The following is a 16040-nucleotide window of genomic DNA, read 5'->3' on the forward strand; positions in this document are numbered from 1 at the left end:
TGTTATTCCGCTATAAAAAGTTCGATGCCCAGCTTGTGCAGCCCTTCGCGGTATTCCTGGCTGATGCTGGCATCGGTGATGACGGTATCGACGCGGTCCAGTTGCACGATGCGGTGCAGGCTGACGCGGCCGAACTTGGAGGCGTCCGTGAGGACGATGATTTTCTTCGCCCGTTCCACCATCTTGTGGTTCAGGCTTGCTTCCGCTTCGTGGTGGGTGGTGACGCCGAACTGCAGGTCGAAGCCGTCCACGCCCAAAAACAGTTTGTCGAAGCTGTAGGCTTGCAAGCAGGTTTCGGCCTGGCTGCCCTGGATTGACAGCGACTGCTTGCGCAGCAGGCCGCCCGTGAGGATCAGGTCCACGCCGGGAGCGTCGGCCAGCTCCCACGCGATGTTCAGGCCATTCGTGGCCACCGTCACGCCAGTCGCATCGCGCAGATGGCGCGCCAGCGAGATGGTGGTGGTGCCCGAGTCGATGATGATGTTGTCGCCCGGTTCCACCAGCCGCGCCGCATACGCGCCGATGCGCTCCTTCTGCTCGTGGTTGATGGCATCCTTCTGGCGTATCGTGTGCTCGGGCGGCGGCGTGCGCGTCAGGGTCGCGCCGCCGTGGCTGCGCGTGGCCATGCCTTGCGCTTCCAGCGCATTCAAGTCGCTGCGGATGGTGACCGCGGACACGCCGAGCTTTTCCACCAGATCGGTCACCTGCACCGAGCCCTGCTGGGCAAGCATTTGGAGGATGGATTCACGGCGTTGGCTGGTATTTCGCATGGTGGCGGGCTCAGTAAAAAATGAAAATACCGAGCTTAACAGATTGCCGCTTCGGCAATGGCGGCCACTGCCGCATTGCGGTTGCAGGCGCGCGCATATTGCGCCAGCAAGCTGCCGATCTTGTGCTCGATCAAGGCCGGCGCCTCGGCTTCCAGGCTGCCCTGCACCACGGCCAGATACTGTTCCGGCAAATGCTGGCTCAGCAGCGGCAGCGGAATCGCCGCGGCGTCCAGGTTGGCCAGCAGCTTGCCGACGGCGGCCGCCACTTCCGGCTCGCCCCAGTAATAGCGGCAACGGTCGCTCAAGCCGTAGCGGCGCATCAGGCGCTGCTCGTCCGGCGTGCCCAGGTAATGCTTGATCCAGTTCTTCGGCTTGGCCACCATCACGTCGTCGAGCACCTGCATCAGCTGCGAGGTGGCGTGCGCCGGCAGCAGTTCTTCCTCGATCTGGCACAGGGCGAACAGCGCCTCGCGCAGGGCGAAGGTGGCGGCCGGGCCCACTTTCAGGATGGCGAAATGGTCGCGCACCATGGCGTGCAGGGCCGATTCGCGCTGGTAGTCGGTGGAATGGGCTTCGAACACGAGGCCGGGCTGCTCGGCGACGAAGGCCGACAGCTCGGCGGCGGCATCCGCATCGTAGTGCTGGATGCTGCTCTGGTCGAAATCGACGCCCGGCTGCACCACCATGGCGATGACGCGGCGCCATGCGTCGTGCAGGCCGTTGTCGAGGAAGGCGCGGCAATGCACGTCGAGGGTGCGGCGCGCGGCCTGTGGGCTGGTGACGGCGCCGGCCTGCGCCAAGGACGCTTCGCCGCCGGGAATCGGCACTTCCGTGCCGATCACGTAGACGGGCGGCGCGAAGCCGGCGGCGGCCGCCGCCGCTTCGGCGACGATGCACAGGCGCGCCGAACGGGCGGCCACGGTTTCATCATCGAGCTGCAGGGGGTCGTCGGCACAGCGCATGCTGCAATCGAGGTGGATTTTATGGAAGCCGGCCGACGCATACGCGGCGATCAGCGTTTCGGCGTGATCCATGGCGGTAGCCGCATCGAGGTGCTGCCAGGCGTTCGGACCCAGGTGGTCGCCGCCCAGCACCAGGCGGCTGGCGGGGAAGCCCTGTTCGCGGGCCAGCGCCAGCATGGTGTCGCGGAAAACGTTTGGTGTCATGCCCGTGTAGCCGCCGAACTGGTCGACCTGGTTCGACGTCGCCTCGACCAGCAGCACGGTGTCGTATTCGCTGGCCACGCGCATGGCGGCGCGCAGCACGCTCGGATGGCTGCAGCAGACGGCGTACAAGCCAACGCGCTCGCCGCGGCGGTGCGCCTTGATCACTTGCTGGATGGGCGACAGGGTAAAAGTCGGGTTTTCCGCTTGCTTCATCATGTTGACGCCTTTATATGTTGTCGTATCAAAAGGGCCGCGCCGCGCGCGCCGCCGGCGTCGCCAAAGCGGGGCGGCAGGATGGGCGGCACGTGCACGCCGGGGAATAAATGGCGCCTGACGGCCGCCGGCAGCTTGTCGTACAGGTGCGGCAGCTTGGACAGGCCGCCACCGAGCACGATGACGTGCGGGTCGTAGGCCAGCACCAGGCCGGCCAGCGCGTGACCCAGCACGTCGAGGTGCACGGCCACCGTGCGCTGCGCCACGGCGTCGCCCATGTTGGCGCGTGCCACGATGGCCAGCGTGGCCAGCGGTTCTGTGCCTTCGCCGCCGAAATGCGCATATAACTTGCTCATGGCGGGGCCGGAGACATAGCGCTCCAGGCAGCCCGCCTTGCCGCACGGGCACGGGTATTCGGTCAAGCCATGCTGCGCCAGCAGGGTGGCGGGCAGGCTCCAGTGGCCCCATTCGCCGGCCACGCCGTTCAAGCCGCGCAGCAGCTGGCCGCCCACGCAATAGCCGCCGCCCGCGCCCGTGCCGAGGATGGCGCCGAACATGCTGGCGGCATGGTCGGCCGCGCCGCCTTGCGCTTCCGACAGGGCGAAGCACTGGCAATCGTTGCCGATGGCGACAGGGCGTTGCAAGGCTTGCTGCAGGGTTTGCGCCACCAGGCGGCCGTTCAGGGCCGGCACGTTGGAACTGAGCTGGCGGCCGCTGGCGCTGTCGATCACGCCGGGCAAGCCGATGCCGACGGGCGCCGTCGTACCCAGGGCGGCGTCGCCGCGCGCCACCAAGTCGACGATCGCTTGCACGAAGGCGCTAAAATCGTCGCCCGGCGTGGCCACCCGTTCGCGGAACACCTCGGCCAGCGCGCCGTCGCGGTCGGCAAAGGCGACCAGCTCCATCTTGCTGCCTCCGATGTCGATGCCGTGGTAGCCGGCCGTGTGATTAGAATTGGTCATGGCCATAGATGGTGACGCCCTGCACGACACGGTTGACGATGCCGCCGGCGAATGGATTGTCGGGGCGCAGTTGCAGCAGCGCGGACTGGTGCAGCGCATATTGTTGCGCCATCAGCAGCCACAGCGGGGCCAGCCAGGCGTCGGGCCAGGCCGGAGCGTCGGCTGACAGGTCGCCGCCGATGCCTACCGTCAGGCACGCCTGCGCCACGCTGTCGCGCTGCAGTTCTTTCAATAGATCGTCTTCATACTGGCGCGCCAAGGGTTTGCTGCTGCGCAGCAGGATCACCAGGGACTCCGTGGTGACGGCCGATTTCGGGCCGTGGCGGAAGCCCAGCGCGGTATTCGCCATCGCCATCACGCGACCGCCCGTCAATTCCAGGATTTTCAATGCCGCTTCCTTGGCCAGCGCTTCCAGCGGACCGCTGCCCAGGTAGACGACGCGCTGCACGGGTGTTGATCCCAGCTCTGCCACGGGAGCCGACCAGTCGCGCAAGGCTTGTTCGCCCAGCTGCGCCAGGCTCTCCAGGCGCGCCACGTCGACGTCCTTGCCCAGGACCGACAGGGCCGCCAGCAGCATGCTGCTAAAGCTGCTGGTCATGGCGAAGCCGCGGTCGCAGCTGCCTTCCGGCATCAGCAGGTTAAAGGTACTGCTGTCGTTGGCGCCCTGGCGCGCCAGCTTGCCGTCCGCGTTGCAGGTGATATTTAAAAAGCGCGCGCCGGGCACGACCTGGCGCAGCAGTTCCACGGCCGCCAGGCTTTCCGGGCTGTCGCCGCTGCGGGCAAACGAGACGAGCAGGGTGGGCGCATCCGCTTCCAGGTACAGCTCGTGGTGCGTCAGCAGGGTGGTGGTGGCGATGGCGCGGATCTGCGCGGGCCAGGCCGCATTCAAGGTGTCGACGACGATTTCGCCCACATACGCCGAGCTGCCGGCGCCCGTCAGGATGACGCGCTGCGCGGGATTGGACAGCGCGTCGCCCAGGAAGGCGGCCAGGCTGGCTTGCTCGTTGCGCAAAATGCCGGCCAGCGCGCGCCAGATGGCCGGCTGGTGGGCGATTTCCTCGGCCGTGTGCAGGCCGCCGATGTCGCGCCAGGTTTGAATGTCACGCTGAAGAAGGGTAGTCATGGAGTGTCAGTAAAGTGTTTGTTGGAGAAAGCATAAATACTAAATTTCGAAAAGTCAAATACGAAAGTAAAACGAAAGTAAATTGTTTTGCAGCTTGCGAAATAATGTCGTCGTATTGGTGTTTTTCTGGACCGAAATCATGTTGCGGTGCCGCATGAAACACAGTCGTGCTGCCGCCTGTCGCTGAAATGCGACGATAACGAAAGTATGTTTTGTGACATTTTGGTGAAACGTAAGAAAAATGCGTCAATTCTGGGCGTTTTATTAATAAATTGCTGCTTTAACTTTCTTTTTGTTGACGATGTTTATTTTTCTTCTTAAAGTAATTTCATTGAATCACTTCTGAAAGCCAGCAGATGAAACCTCTCCCGCTTCCCCGCCGCGCCCTTGCCGCCTGTGTCCTCGCCGCCCTTGCCACCCTGGCTGTCCCTGGCTTGCAGGCCGCGCCCATCGGCAATCTGACAAGCCTGAGTGCCGTGCGTGCGGCCGACGTGGCCAAGGGCGAGGCGCTGGGCTGGGATCTGCGCAGCGACACGGGCATGCAGCTGCGTATCAGCCTGCCGCAGGCGGACGTGCTGCGCATTCAGGCGGGCGGCAAGGCCGGTTTGACGGGAGCGGGCGACAAGGCCGCGCCCATCGTCGTGGGCCAGCCGGCCGCGCAGGTGGCATATGAGATCAGCGAGCAGGCCGACCATATCCTGATCGGCACCGAAGCCCTGAGCCTGCGCATCGACCGCAAGCCCCTGCGCTTTACCTTGTACCGCAAGGGCGACGCAGTGCCGCTGTGGCGCGAAGTGCAGCCGCTGTCGCTCGACGACAAGCAGGGCGTGCAGGTGCTGTCGAGCCTGCCGGGTGAGCGCTATTTCGGCGGCGGCCAGCAGAATGGGCGCTTCGAATTCAAGGGCAAGCAGGTGCCCGTGTCGTATTCGGGCGGCTGGGAAGAGGGCGACCGTCCGAATCCCGCGCCATTTTTGATGAGTTCACGGGGCTGGGGCATGCTGCGCAATACCTGGTCCGACGGCAATTACGATTTGCGCGACAAGGAACAGATCTCGCTGCAGCACGCGGAAGGGCGCTTCGATGCGTATTTCTTCGTCGGCAAGGACTTGCGCGACGTCGTCGCCCGCTACACGGACTTGACGGGCCGCGCGCGCATGCTGCCGCGCTGGGCGCTCGAATACGGCGACGCCGACTGCTACAACGATGGCGACAACGTGAAAAAGCCCGGTTCCGTGCCGAAGGGCTGGACGGACGGCCCCACCGGCAAGACGCCGGACGTGGTGGAAAGCGTCGCGCGCCAGTACCGAGACCACGACATGCCGGGCGGCTGGATCCTGCCCAACGACGGCTATGGCTGCGGCTACACGAACTTGCCGGAAACGGTGAAGGGCCTGGCCGGCTATGGCTTCCGCACGGGCCTGTGGACGGAAAACGGCGTCGACAAGATCGCCTGGGAAGTGGGCCAGGCGGGCAGCCGCGTGCAAAAGCTGGACGTGGCGTGGACGGGCAAGGGCTACCAGTTTGCCATGGATGCGAACAAGTCGGCCTACGACGGCATCCTGAACAACTCCGACAGCCGCCCGTTTTTGTGGACGGTGATGGGCTGGGCCGGCATCCAGCGCTACGCCGTGGCGTGGACGGGCGACCAGAGCGCCAGTTGGGATTACATCCGCTGGCACATTCCGACCCTGATCGGCTCGGGCCTGTCCGGCCAGGCGTATGCGTCCGGCGACGTGGATGGCATCTTCGGCGGCAGCCCGGAAACCTATCTGCGCGACTTGCAGTGGAAAAGCTTTACGCCCGTGCTGATGGGGATGTCCGGCTGGGCCGCGGCCGAGCGCAAGCACCCGTGGTGGTTCGATGAACCGTACCGCGACATCAACCGCCGCTATCTGAAACTCAAGATGCGCCTCACGCCGTATATGTATACCCTCGTGCGCGAAGCGGAACAATCTGGCGCGCCGCTGGTGCGCGGCCTGATGTGGGATTACCCGCAAGACCCGGCGCCTACACGGAAGCGTATAAATATCAATTCCTGCTGGGCCGCGACGTGCTGGTGGCGCCCGTCTACCGCAGCCAGGCCGTCAGCGGCGGCTGGCGCAAGGGCATTCATTTACCGCAGGGCACGTGGTACGACTACTGGGATGGGCGCCAGGCCACGGCCGGCGCGAAAGGGCGCGACCTCGATATGCAGGTGACCTTGGACAAGCTGCCCGTGTTCGTGCGCGCCGGCGCCATCCTGCCCATGTACCCGGAAATGCTGTACGACGGCCAGAAGCCGAAGGATCAGCTGACGCTCGATATCTACCCGCACGGCGATTCCGAATACACCCTGTATGAAGACGACGGCAACACGCGCCAGTACCAGGGCGGCGCCTTCAGCCAGCAAGTCATCCGCATGCGCCAGACGGGCGGCGACGTGCAGGTCGACATCGGCGCCGTCGATGGCAATTACCAGGGCCAGGAAGCGCGCCGCGGCTATGCGCTGCGCATGCTGGCGGGCCCAGCGCCCGGCAGCCGCAGCCGTCAGGGCGGGCGAACGCCTGCTCGCGGTGTCCGCCGATCGTGCCGCCTACGACAAGGCGGTCGAAGGCTGGTATTTCGACGCGGCAGACAGGCAAGGCACCTTGCACGTAAAAGTGGCGGCGCAGGATATCCGCCAGTCCCTGGCCTTGCAGGTGGCCGGTGCGCAGGCCGTGGCGCGACTGGACGCCGACTTCCCCGCCGCGCCCGTGCCGGGCCGCGCCTTGCCGGCCGACGCCATGCAGGTGGTGGCGCGTCCTGCGGAAGAAAGCGGCTATCCGCTGGAAAACGCCTTCGACGGCAAGCCCGAGACGTGGTTCCGCACCGTGCGCAGCCCGTCCGTGAAAAGCGGTCCGCACGAATGGGTGATCGGCTTTACGGAACGGCGCCTGGTGGACGGCATCGAACTGGCGCCGCGCAACGACCAGCACTGGAAGCATGGCCAGGTGCGGGATTACGAAATCTACATCGGCGACAACAACGGTGAATGGGGCGCGGCGCTTGCGCGCGGCACCTTGAAACTGCAGGAAGGCAGGCAGACGATCAATTTCCCCGCCACGGCCGGGCGCTTGCTGCGCTTCCGTGTCATGAGCACGCAAAATCCGGAAGGCGATGGCGCGGCGTCCACCGACCCGATGGTGACGGCGGCGCAAACGGGCCCGGTGGCGCGCGCGTTCGACGCGGCGCTGGCCACCGACGTGGCGCCCGTCACCTTGTCCGCCTTCCGCGTGCTCGAGCACCGCGTGGCCGAAGGAGAAGAGGTGCAGCGCTACCTGTCGGACCTGGCGCTGCCGAAGAACATCGCGAAAGACCGGCCGGCCGGCAAGGCGGCCGAGATGCGCATGAACGGGCTGTGGTTCCGCAAGGGCCTCGGCGTGGGGCCTGCCAGCCGCATCGACTTGCAGCTGGCGGGTAACTGGAATCTGCTGCGCGCCGACCTGGGCGTGGACGATAGCTGCCGCAGCGCCGGCGGCTTGCAATTCCAGGTCTGGAGCGGTGAGCGGCTGCTGTATGACAGCGGCCTGGTCACGGCTCCCGGGGTGGTCAAACCCGAGATTGACGTGCGCGGCCTGAGCCACCTCAGTTTGCGCACCCTGGGCGCGCGCGGCGCCCACCCGGCCCAGGTCTGCGGCAACTGGGCCAACGCCGTACTGACCGGCACGGAAGGCGCGACAGTCAAGCCGCGCTAACCGCAATCACTTCATTTCACCAAATCGAGCCCCTCTTTGGACCGGGGAGGGGCTCTTGCAGCCTTACGAAAACAAATCACTTATAAAAGGGAGTCGGGAATGCACTTGAAAAAACTGATGGCCGCCATGGTGGCGGTAGGATTGTGCTCAACTGCGCTGGCATCAACGGCGCTGGCGGCGGAGGAGGAAAAACTGGCGCGCGTCGAAGTGACGGGCTCCAGCCTGAAGCGCATCAACGCGGAAACGGCGTCGCCCGTGCAGGTGATCAACGCCAAGCAGATCGAAAACATGGGCGCGCTCACCTTGCTGCAAGTGCTGGATAACTTGCCTGCGGCCCGTCCGGCGCAGCAGGACTTCCGCTCGATGTTCACGGGGTCCGACGGCGGCTCGCAGGCGAACTTGCGCGGCATGGGCGCGCAGGGCACGCTGGTACTGCTCAATGGCCGCCGCCTGTCGTTCTACGGCGCGCCGGCCGGCTTCCAGACCATGTTCGTCAATATCGACGCCATTCCCGCCGCCGCCATCGAGCGCATGGAAATCCTGACGGATGGCGCGTCGGCCGTGTATGGCTCCGATGCAGTGGCCGGCGTCATCAACGTGATCACCAAAAAATCGTATCAAGGCCTGGAAGCGCGCGCCAACGGCGAGTTTTCGCCTAGCGTGAAAGCCTATGGCGAGCGCCAGGCCAGCGTGCTGTATGGCCTGGGCGACCTGGCCAGCGACGGCTACAACATCTACGGTTCCGTCAACGTCTACCAGCGCGACCGCATCGCGCTGGCCGATACGTGGCAGAAGCGTCCTTCGTATTTTTATGCGAACAATCCCAATTTCATCCCGAACATGCGCGTGGGCGTGGGCAGTGAGCCGGGCGTGATGAATCCGGGGACCTTCTTTGTCTTCGACAAGGCCAGCAACAATGCGCGCACCCAGCGCGCCGCGCCCGGCTGCAACACCAGCATCACCGAAGCGTCGGGCACGCGCTGCGTGTGGAATGCGCTGCCCAACCAGCTCGACACTGGCCCCACCTCGGAGCGCGCCACGGCCTACCTGAGCGGCCGGCTGAAACTGGGCAACGACATGGAAGCGTTCGCGGAAGGCGCCTTCACCCACATCAAGATGCGTGGCGAGAATGGCCCGTCCAGCTTCAACAGCGGCAGCACGAACAACTGGTTCGCGCGCAACACGGGCAATACCCTCAATACCTTCGCCACGCCTTTCCTGAGTCCGAACAACGTCTACCTGAAGGGCAAGCTCGATGCCGATATGCTGGCCAAGATGGGCGGCGCGGCCGGCTTGAACTATCTGCTGCAGGATGCCACGGGCCACTTCGGCCAGAAGAACGTGGATGAAAACTACCGCGCGCTCGTCGGCCTGCGCGGCAGCATCGGCGGCGGCTGGGATTTTGAAACGGCGCTCAGCGTGGCGGGCAGCCATTCCACCCTGTTCCAGACGGCGAACATCAACATCAATGGCTTCAGGCAGGCGTTCGGCCCGTTCACCAAGGACCCCGTCAGCGGGCGCACGTATATCTCGGACAATCCCGCCTACAAGTTCGGCGAAATCAGCGAGGCCAATGCGGCGCTGGTGCGCGCCGCCTATCCGACCTTCGCCATCGAATCCTGGACCAAATTGATGACCTGGGACGCGAAGCTGGAAGGCACGCTGTTCAAACTGGGCGAGCGCGAAGTGCGCGCCGCTGTCGGCACCAACGTGATGCGCGAGAGCTTTCTCACTCCCGGCAACGCGGATGCGGCCAATGGCCTGATCACGCAGCAGGGCGGTTCCTGGTTCGATGGCAAGCGCACCATCGCCGCCGTGTTTGGCGAAGTGGTGGTGCCGCTCAGCGACACCCTGGAAGTCAATGCGGCCGCGCGCCTGGACAAATACCCGCATTTTTCCGCCAACCTGGCGCCCAAGCTGGGCGTGATCTGGCGCGCGCGGCCCGACCTGATGCTGCGCGGGACGTATTCGGAAGGCTTCCGCGCGCCCAACCTGGCTGAATCGGGCTCGGGCGGCGTCTTTGCGCAGGTGGGCGGCATCCGCGACACGGTGCGCTGCGATGAAACGAATGCCATGGCGCGCGCGCTGATGAAATCGAAGGTGGCGACGGACGCCGACCTGGGCAAGAGCCTGCTCAATTCGAACTGCTCGACGACGGTGGGCGGCCTGACGCCGCCGAACCAGAACCTGCGTCCGGAAAAGGCCAAGATTTCCACCGTGGGCCTGGTCCTGCAGCCGGCCAAGGACGTGAGCATCTCCATCGATTACTGGTTCATCAACCGCCGCGACGAGATCGTGCGCCAGGACTTCAACGAGCTGTTTACGGAACTGGTGGACAAGTATGGCCCGACCCTGGCTGGCACGCCCAGCGCCATCCGCAACGACCTGACGGACACGGACCGGGGCAATATGGCGGCGGTGGCGGCCATGTGCGCCAATCCCGCCAACGCGGGCGTGTGCGCGGGCGGCGTTCCCGGCTACTCGGTGGGCAACCTGGGCGGCTTGATCAACTCGTATTCGAACCGCGGCCGCACCCTGATGGACGGCGTGGACATCGATGCGCGCACGCGCTTTGCGCTCGGCGACTGGGGCAAGCTGAGTACCGGCATCGCCGCCACCATCCGCAAGCGCGACACCCACGACAGCGAAGACGGCAGCGACATCAAGGGCAATACCGTCGGCTACTACGATTCGCCGCGCTACCGCGCCACGGTCAATGCCGACTGGAGCTACCGCAACTTCGTCAGCAGCGTCTTCATCAACTATTCGGGCAAGACGCGCTGGGCCTATGGCCCGTGGGACAAGGACAACACGCCGGAAAACTGCACCGCCGCCTCGGTGGCGCTGCCGGCGGGCCAATGCAAGGGCGCGCCGTCGTACACGACGGTGAACCTGGCCTTCAGCTGGAAGCCGGTGAAGAACCTGGACGTGGGCCTGAACGTGAAGAACGCGTTCAACAAGCAGCCGTACTACGACCCGAACGGCTGGGAAGGCTACAACCATAGCCAGGACCTGTTCGGACGCCAGTTTGCGCTCTCGGCCAGCTACAAGTTCTTTTAAGGCGTGACGCCGCCCCGGCCTGCCTGCGGGCCGGGGTATTGCCATGAAAAGAAAAATACAATATTCCGAAATGCGCAATACGAAAGATAAACGTAAGTGAAAGGCGATTGGCCTGTCGTCTTTCGCGTTTTTCTCTCCCCATTACTGCGCGAATTATGCGCTTCCGACGGCCTCCTTGCGTGCGCGTGTATCTGTTACACCACGATAACGAAAGTTATCTGCGGCATTGTTCATTAAAGTGAAAGATAAATGGCATTTATTTGCTCGTTTTAGAGATAAATTTGCGTTATGGCTTTCTTTTTATTGACGATACTTATTTTTCTTTTTAAAGTATTCCCAAGAAAACGAAAATCAGCCGAAACGGACTGATTTCCCGGAAGGGACGGCTGCCTGGCTCTACCTTCCGACGCTCACCATAAAAATTGCATCCCCCCGACTTCGCCCTGGAGCGGGGAGGGCGCGCATAACCCTCGATATAGACGGAGAGACACATGCATACCACCCGACTCAAATTGCGCGACATCAGCCGCGCCGCCGCGATCGTGATCGCCCTGGCGGCCGGCGTGCCAGGCCAGGCCTGGGCACAGTCGAACGCCACGAGTACCATTTTCGGCGAAGTGAGCGCGCCCGCCGGCGCCACCGTGGTGCTGGAAAACCTGGCGACGGGCGTGCAGCGTACGCTGACGCCGGATACGTCGGGCCGCTATGTGGCCAACTCCATGCCGCCGGGCCGCTATGCGGTGTGCGCGTGCTGCGCGCCGGGTCGGTGGAAGCGTCGCAGGAAGTCGAAGCCCTGATCGGCGCGGGCGCGGAAGCGAACTTCGGCCCGGCCAGCGCGGCAGGCACTGTGGGCCAGGAGCAGACCGTCGTGGTGAAGGCGTCGCGCAATCCGATCGACGTATCGAACACGAACAATGGCGTGATCTTCACGGCCAAGGAATTGAAAGCGCTGCCAGTCGGCAACGATGTCGCCTCCATCGTGCAGCTGACGCCGGGCGTGGCGCGCGGCACCAACAGCGTGTATGGCAATGCACCATCGATCGGCGGCTCGGGCCAGTCCGAAAATGCGTTCTACGTCAACGGCTTCCCCATCACTAACCTCCTGACCCAGGTGGGCGCCTCGGAGCTGCCGTTCGGCGCGATCTCCAACCTGCAGGTGCTGTCGGGCGGCTACGGTTCGGAATTCGGCCGCTCCACGGGCGGCGTGATCAATATCACCACCAAGAGCGGCGGCAACAAGGTCGAATTCGGCGGCAAGGTCTCCATCATCCCACGCTCGCTGAAGGGCACGACGGAAAACCGGTATTACCCGAACACGGGCGCTAATCCGGAGACGGATGGCACCTTGAAGTACTGGAACCGCGATAACGGCAGCACCAGCAAGGTCGTCGGCTTGTACGGCAGCGGACCGCTGATCAAGAACAAGCTGTTCGCCTTTGTGGCGCTGGAACAGACGCGCACGGACGGCGGCGCCGTCGCCGGTGCGCGCGACGACCTGGTCGACAAGGTGCTGCCGAACGGCTGGCGCGAGAGCAAGAGCAAGGTTGACCGCATGATGGCCAAGCTGGACTACAACCTGACGGACGACCATCACTTTGAATATACCAAGCTGTATGACCGCACGACTACGGACAGCCAGAGCTATGGTTTCGACTATGCCACCTTGAAACGCAACAACGTGCCTGGCGGCGGGAGCGAGACCACCATCAACTGCTGCGGCTCGTCGGCCGCGCCGGGCGCGAATGTCGACATCTTCAAGTACACGGGCTACCTGACGGACAACCTGACGGTGACGGCGATGATGGGGCAGTCGCGCACTTCGCACCGCCGTACCCCGGAAGGCTACAATCCGCTGCTGGCGCAAACGTCGTCGAATGAATCGACCCAGGTGCCTGGCCTGACGTACACCAATCCGCAAACGGTGACCGGTACTCTGGTCGACCCGTCGTCGGAAGACCGCCAGAAGGCCAAGCGCCTGGACCTGGAATACAAGCTGGGCAAGCATTCGCTGCGCGGCGGCATCGACCGCATCGACGTGGAATCGAAAGTGGGCCTGAGCCTCGCCGGCGGCTACCGCTGGAGGTACGAGAAGGTCAAGGATCCGACGCTCCTGATCAACGGCGCCTTTGAAACGCCGGCCCAGGGCAACGGCTACGGCAAGGATGGCTATTACGTCAGCAAGGAATTGAACGCCAACCTGGCGCGTCCGACCAGCGTGCAATCGGCGCAGTACATCCAGGATCACTACCAAGTCACGGAACGGGTGCTGCTGGACCTGGGCCTGCGCCGCGAACAGTTCACCAACTACAGCACCGATGGCGTGGCCTTCATTTCGCAGCGCAACATGATCGCCCCGCGCCTGGGCGCCACCTGGGATTACCTGGGCGACGGCACCCTGAAATTCTTCGCCAACGGCGGCCGTTACCACTTGCCGGTGCCATCGAATTTGTCGAGCAACATGGCCAGCCCCTTCCTGGCCACCAGCGAGATGTTCACCTATACGGGCGTCGATCCCGTCACGGGCGCGCCGACGGGCCTGCACGCCATCAGCAAGCCGTATTCGGCCAACAACGCGTATGGCCAGAGCCGCGATGCGCGCGAAGTGACGGCCGTCGGCCTGAAGCCGCTGTCGCAGGATGAATTCTCGCTGGGCTTCGAACGCGCCCTGAGCAAGAAACTGGTGGTGGGCGCCAGCTTCCTGTACCGCAAGCTGAACGACACCAACGACGATGTCTGCGACGAGCGTCCGCTGCAGGCCTGGGCCACGCGCAACGGCGTCGACACGGGCAAGTGGAGCGGCTTCCAGTGCGCCATCATCAACCCGGGCCGCGACAACAGCCTGATGGTGGACTTTGACGATGGCAAGGGCCTGCGCCGCGTGGATATTTCGGCGGCGGAGTGGGGCAACCCGCTGCCATCGCGCACTTACCGCGCCTTGAACATGTTCATCGAGCACCCGTACACGAATGGCTGGTACGGCAAGCTGACCTACACCTTGTCCGGCCTGAAGGGCAATATGGAAGGCCAGACGGACAGCATCGGCGGCGGCGACGTGGGCCTGACGGTGAGCGACGACCACAAGGAATTGATGTACAACGCGTATGGCTACCTGCCGGGCGACCACCGCCACGCCTTCAAGGCGTATGGCTTCATGCAGGTCATCCCGGACGTGACGGTCGGCGCCAACCTGTCGCTGACCTCGGGCGCACCGCGCAACTGCATCGGCGCGCTGCCCGACAACCTGAGGTTCGAGAAAGATTACGACGATTCCTACTTCTATTGCAATGGCAAGCCGGCGCCGCGCGGCAGCCAGGGCCGCCTGCCGTGGCAAACCCAGCTCGACATGAATGTGGCCTATACTCCCAGCGCCGTCAAGGGCCTGAGCCTGAAAGTGGACGTCTTCAATGTGTTCAACAGCCAGACCGTGACCCGCTATACCGAAACGCGCGAAGACCATGGCGCCATCTCCCGCAATTACCTGCAGGTCGATGGACGCATGGCACCGCGTTCCGTGCGCTTCACGGCGGAATACACCTATTAAACTGCAGCCGGCCCGCTGTGCGGCGGGCCGGCGACGATCATTACCAACGGAAGCGAGTAGAGACCAATGACAACACAAATCAATCGACGCAATTTCCTGTCCGCCAGCGCCGCGCTGGCCGGTGGCGCCATGGCCGGCAGCGCCTTGCTGCCTGGCGACGCCAGCGCCGCAGCTGCCGCCGGCCGCGACAAGGTCCGCCTGGGTGTGATCGGCACGGGCATGCGCGGGCAGGTGCTGCTGGCCGAACTGGTGCGCCGCGACGACGTCGAAGTAGTCGCCCTGTGCGATATCGAGCCGATCATGCTGAAACACGCGCTGGGCCAGGTGGCCAAAGCCGGCAAGCCGCGTCCGCGCACGTATGGCGAAGACCGCGACCAGAAAGCCTACAAGCGCATGCTGGACGCGGGCGGCCTCGATGGCGTGATCATCGCCACGCCATGGGAATTCCACGCACCGATGGCGATCGCCGCCATGCAGGCGAAGATCGCCGTCGGCTGCGAAGTGGTGGCCGGCATCACCCTGCAAGACCACTGGGATGTCCTGAATACCCAGCTGAAAACGGGTACGCCCTACATGTTGCTGGAAAACGTGTGCTACCGCCGCGACGTGATGGCTGCGCTGCAGATGGTGCGCGCAGGCCTGTTCGGCGAACTGCTGCACCTGCAGGGCGGCTACCAGCACGATTTGCGCGCCGTCAAATTCAACAGCGGCAATCCGGCCAAGCCGTATGGCGGCGGCGTGGAATTCGGCGAAAAGGGCTGGTCGGAAGCCCATTGGCGCACGCAGCACTCGGTCGAGCGCAATGGCGAACTGTATCCGAGCCACGGCATCGGCCCATGCGCCATGTACACCAACATCAACCGCGGCAACCGCTTCACGCGCATCAACGCCTTCGCCACCAAGGCGCGCGGCTTGCACGACTACATCGTCAAGCAGCCGGGCGGCGCGCAGCATGCGAACGCCAAGGTCAAGTTCAAGCTGGGCGACGTCGTCACCACCACCCTGGCGTGCGAAAACGGCGAGACCATCATCCTGCAGCACGATACGAGCCTGCCGCGCCCGTATTCGCTGGGCTTCCGCGTGCAAGGCACGGACGGCCTGTGGATGGACCTGAACAACTCGATCCACATCGAAGGCGTCAGCAAGCCGCACCAGTGGGATGACTTCAAGGTTTATCAGGACAAGTATGATCACCCGGTCTGGCGAAAATACGCGGCGCAAGCCGAAGGCGCGGGCCACGGCGGCATGGACTTCTTCGTCATCCACGCCTTCGTCGAAGCATTGAAGGCCAACGCGCCGATGCCGATCGATATCTACGATGCCGTGACGTGGAGCGCCATCACGCCCCTGTCCGAGCAATCTATCGCCGCCAACTTCCAGACCCTGGACTTCCCGGACTTCACGGGCGGCCAGTGGAAATCGCGCAAGCCGATCTTCGCCCTCGACGGCAAGTACTAAGCCTTAACGACCCGCTACCGCGCCTGCCGCCGTA

The 16040-nt window shown here is 64.2% G+C and carries 9 protein-coding genes and 2 pseudogenes; 7 read left to right on the forward strand and 4 right to left on the reverse strand.

The annotated features are described in order from the left end of the window. Positions 1-2 precede the first annotated feature (2 nt). The 4 genes from ACQVLG_RS21780 to ACQVLG_RS21795 are packed head-to-tail and all read right to left on the reverse strand — an operon-like array spanning position 3 to position 4234. The gene (locus tag ACQVLG_RS21780; RefSeq protein ID WP_070223655.1) at positions 3-770 is read right to left on the reverse strand and encodes a DeoR family transcriptional regulator; all 768 of its coding nucleotides are present in this window, start codon (positions 768-770) and stop codon (positions 3-5) included. A 35-nt stretch (positions 771-805) separates the two neighbouring features. After that, a complete protein-coding gene (locus ACQVLG_RS21785; RefSeq protein ID WP_474295750.1) occupies positions 806-2149 on the reverse strand; it encodes a D-tagatose-bisphosphate aldolase, class II, non-catalytic subunit in 1344 nt (447 codons plus the stop codon). Then, positions 2149-3111: an ROK family protein gene (locus ACQVLG_RS21790; RefSeq protein ID WP_474290971.1), complete on the reverse strand. Its 963-nt coding sequence runs from the start codon at positions 3109-3111 to the stop codon at positions 2149-2151. The genes ACQVLG_RS21785 and ACQVLG_RS21790 overlap by 1 nt, the downstream gene beginning before the upstream one ends. Beyond that, the gene (locus ACQVLG_RS21795) at positions 3098-4234 is read right to left on the reverse strand and encodes an AgaS family sugar isomerase (RefSeq protein WP_230538248.1); all 1137 of its coding nucleotides are present in this window, start codon (positions 4232-4234) and stop codon (positions 3098-3100) included. The genes ACQVLG_RS21790 and ACQVLG_RS21795 overlap by 14 nt, the downstream gene beginning before the upstream one ends. A gap of 539 nt (positions 4235-4773) precedes the next feature. Here ACQVLG_RS21795 and ACQVLG_RS21800 point away from each other — a divergent pair. The 7 genes and pseudogenes from ACQVLG_RS21800 to ACQVLG_RS21830 all read left to right on the forward strand — a co-directional run. Further along, positions 4774-6156, forward strand: a pseudogene (locus tag ACQVLG_RS21800) (TIM-barrel domain-containing protein); the annotation flags it as partial. A 134-nt stretch (positions 6157-6290) separates the two neighbouring features. Further along, positions 6291-6671: pseudogene (locus tag ACQVLG_RS21805) on the forward strand (DUF5110 domain-containing protein); the annotation flags it as partial. Positions 6672-6786: 115 nt separating this feature from the next. Beyond that, positions 6787-7947 (forward strand): NPCBM/NEW2 domain-containing protein, encoded by a 1161-nt coding sequence (locus ACQVLG_RS21810; RefSeq protein WP_474290972.1) that lies wholly within the window; start codon positions 6787-6789, stop codon positions 7945-7947. A gap of 99 nt (positions 7948-8046) precedes the next feature. Next, the gene (locus ACQVLG_RS21815; RefSeq protein WP_474290973.1) at positions 8047-11007 is read left to right on the forward strand and encodes a TonB-dependent receptor plug domain-containing protein; all 2961 of its coding nucleotides are present in this window, start codon (positions 8047-8049) and stop codon (positions 11005-11007) included. 491 nt (positions 11008-11498) lie between these two features. Next, positions 11499-11804: a carboxypeptidase-like regulatory domain-containing protein gene (locus ACQVLG_RS21820; protein WP_474290974.1), complete on the forward strand. Its 306-nt coding sequence runs from the start codon at positions 11499-11501 to the stop codon at positions 11802-11804. Beyond that, a complete protein-coding gene (locus ACQVLG_RS21825; RefSeq protein ID WP_474290975.1) occupies positions 11756-14548 on the forward strand; it encodes a TonB-dependent receptor plug domain-containing protein in 2793 nt (930 codons plus the stop codon). Before ACQVLG_RS21820 ends, ACQVLG_RS21825 begins: the two co-directional genes overlap by 49 nt. Before the next feature lie 66 nt (positions 14549-14614). Beyond that, positions 14615-16006 carry a Gfo/Idh/MocA family protein gene (locus tag ACQVLG_RS21830; protein ID WP_474290976.1) on the forward strand — a complete coding sequence of 464 codons (1392 nt, stop codon included), beginning with the start codon at positions 14615-14617 and terminating at the stop codon, positions 16004-16006. Positions 16007-16040: the final 34 nt, after the last annotated feature.

Source organism: Janthinobacterium sp. TPC_1, from assembly GCF_056037845.1.

Bases quoted from the DNA above. Each gene is read 5' to 3' on its own strand.
- ACQVLG_RS21820 (WP_474290974.1), top strand. From the start codon at position 11,499: ATGCATACCACCCGACTCAAATTGCGCGACATCAGCCGCGCCGCCGCG.
- ACQVLG_RS21780 (WP_070223655.1), bottom strand. From the start codon at position 770: ATGCGAAATACCAGCCAACGCCGTGAATCCATCCTCCAAATGCTTGCC.
- ACQVLG_RS21790 (WP_474290971.1), bottom strand. From the start codon at position 3,111: ATGACCAATTCTAATCACACGGCCGGCTACCACGGCATCGACATCGGA.
- ACQVLG_RS21795 (WP_230538248.1), bottom strand. From the start codon at position 4,234: ATGACTACCCTTCTTCAGCGTGACATTCAAACCTGGCGCGACATCGGC.
- ACQVLG_RS21815 (WP_474290973.1), top strand. From the start codon at position 8,047: ATGCACTTGAAAAAACTGATGGCCGCCATGGTGGCGGTAGGATTGTGC.
- ACQVLG_RS21785 (WP_474295750.1), bottom strand. From the start codon at position 2,149: ATGAAGCAAGCGGAAAACCCGACTTTTACCCTGTCGCCCATCCAGCAA.
- ACQVLG_RS21830 (WP_474290976.1), top strand. From the start codon at position 14,615: ATGACAACACAAATCAATCGACGCAATTTCCTGTCCGCCAGCGCCGCG.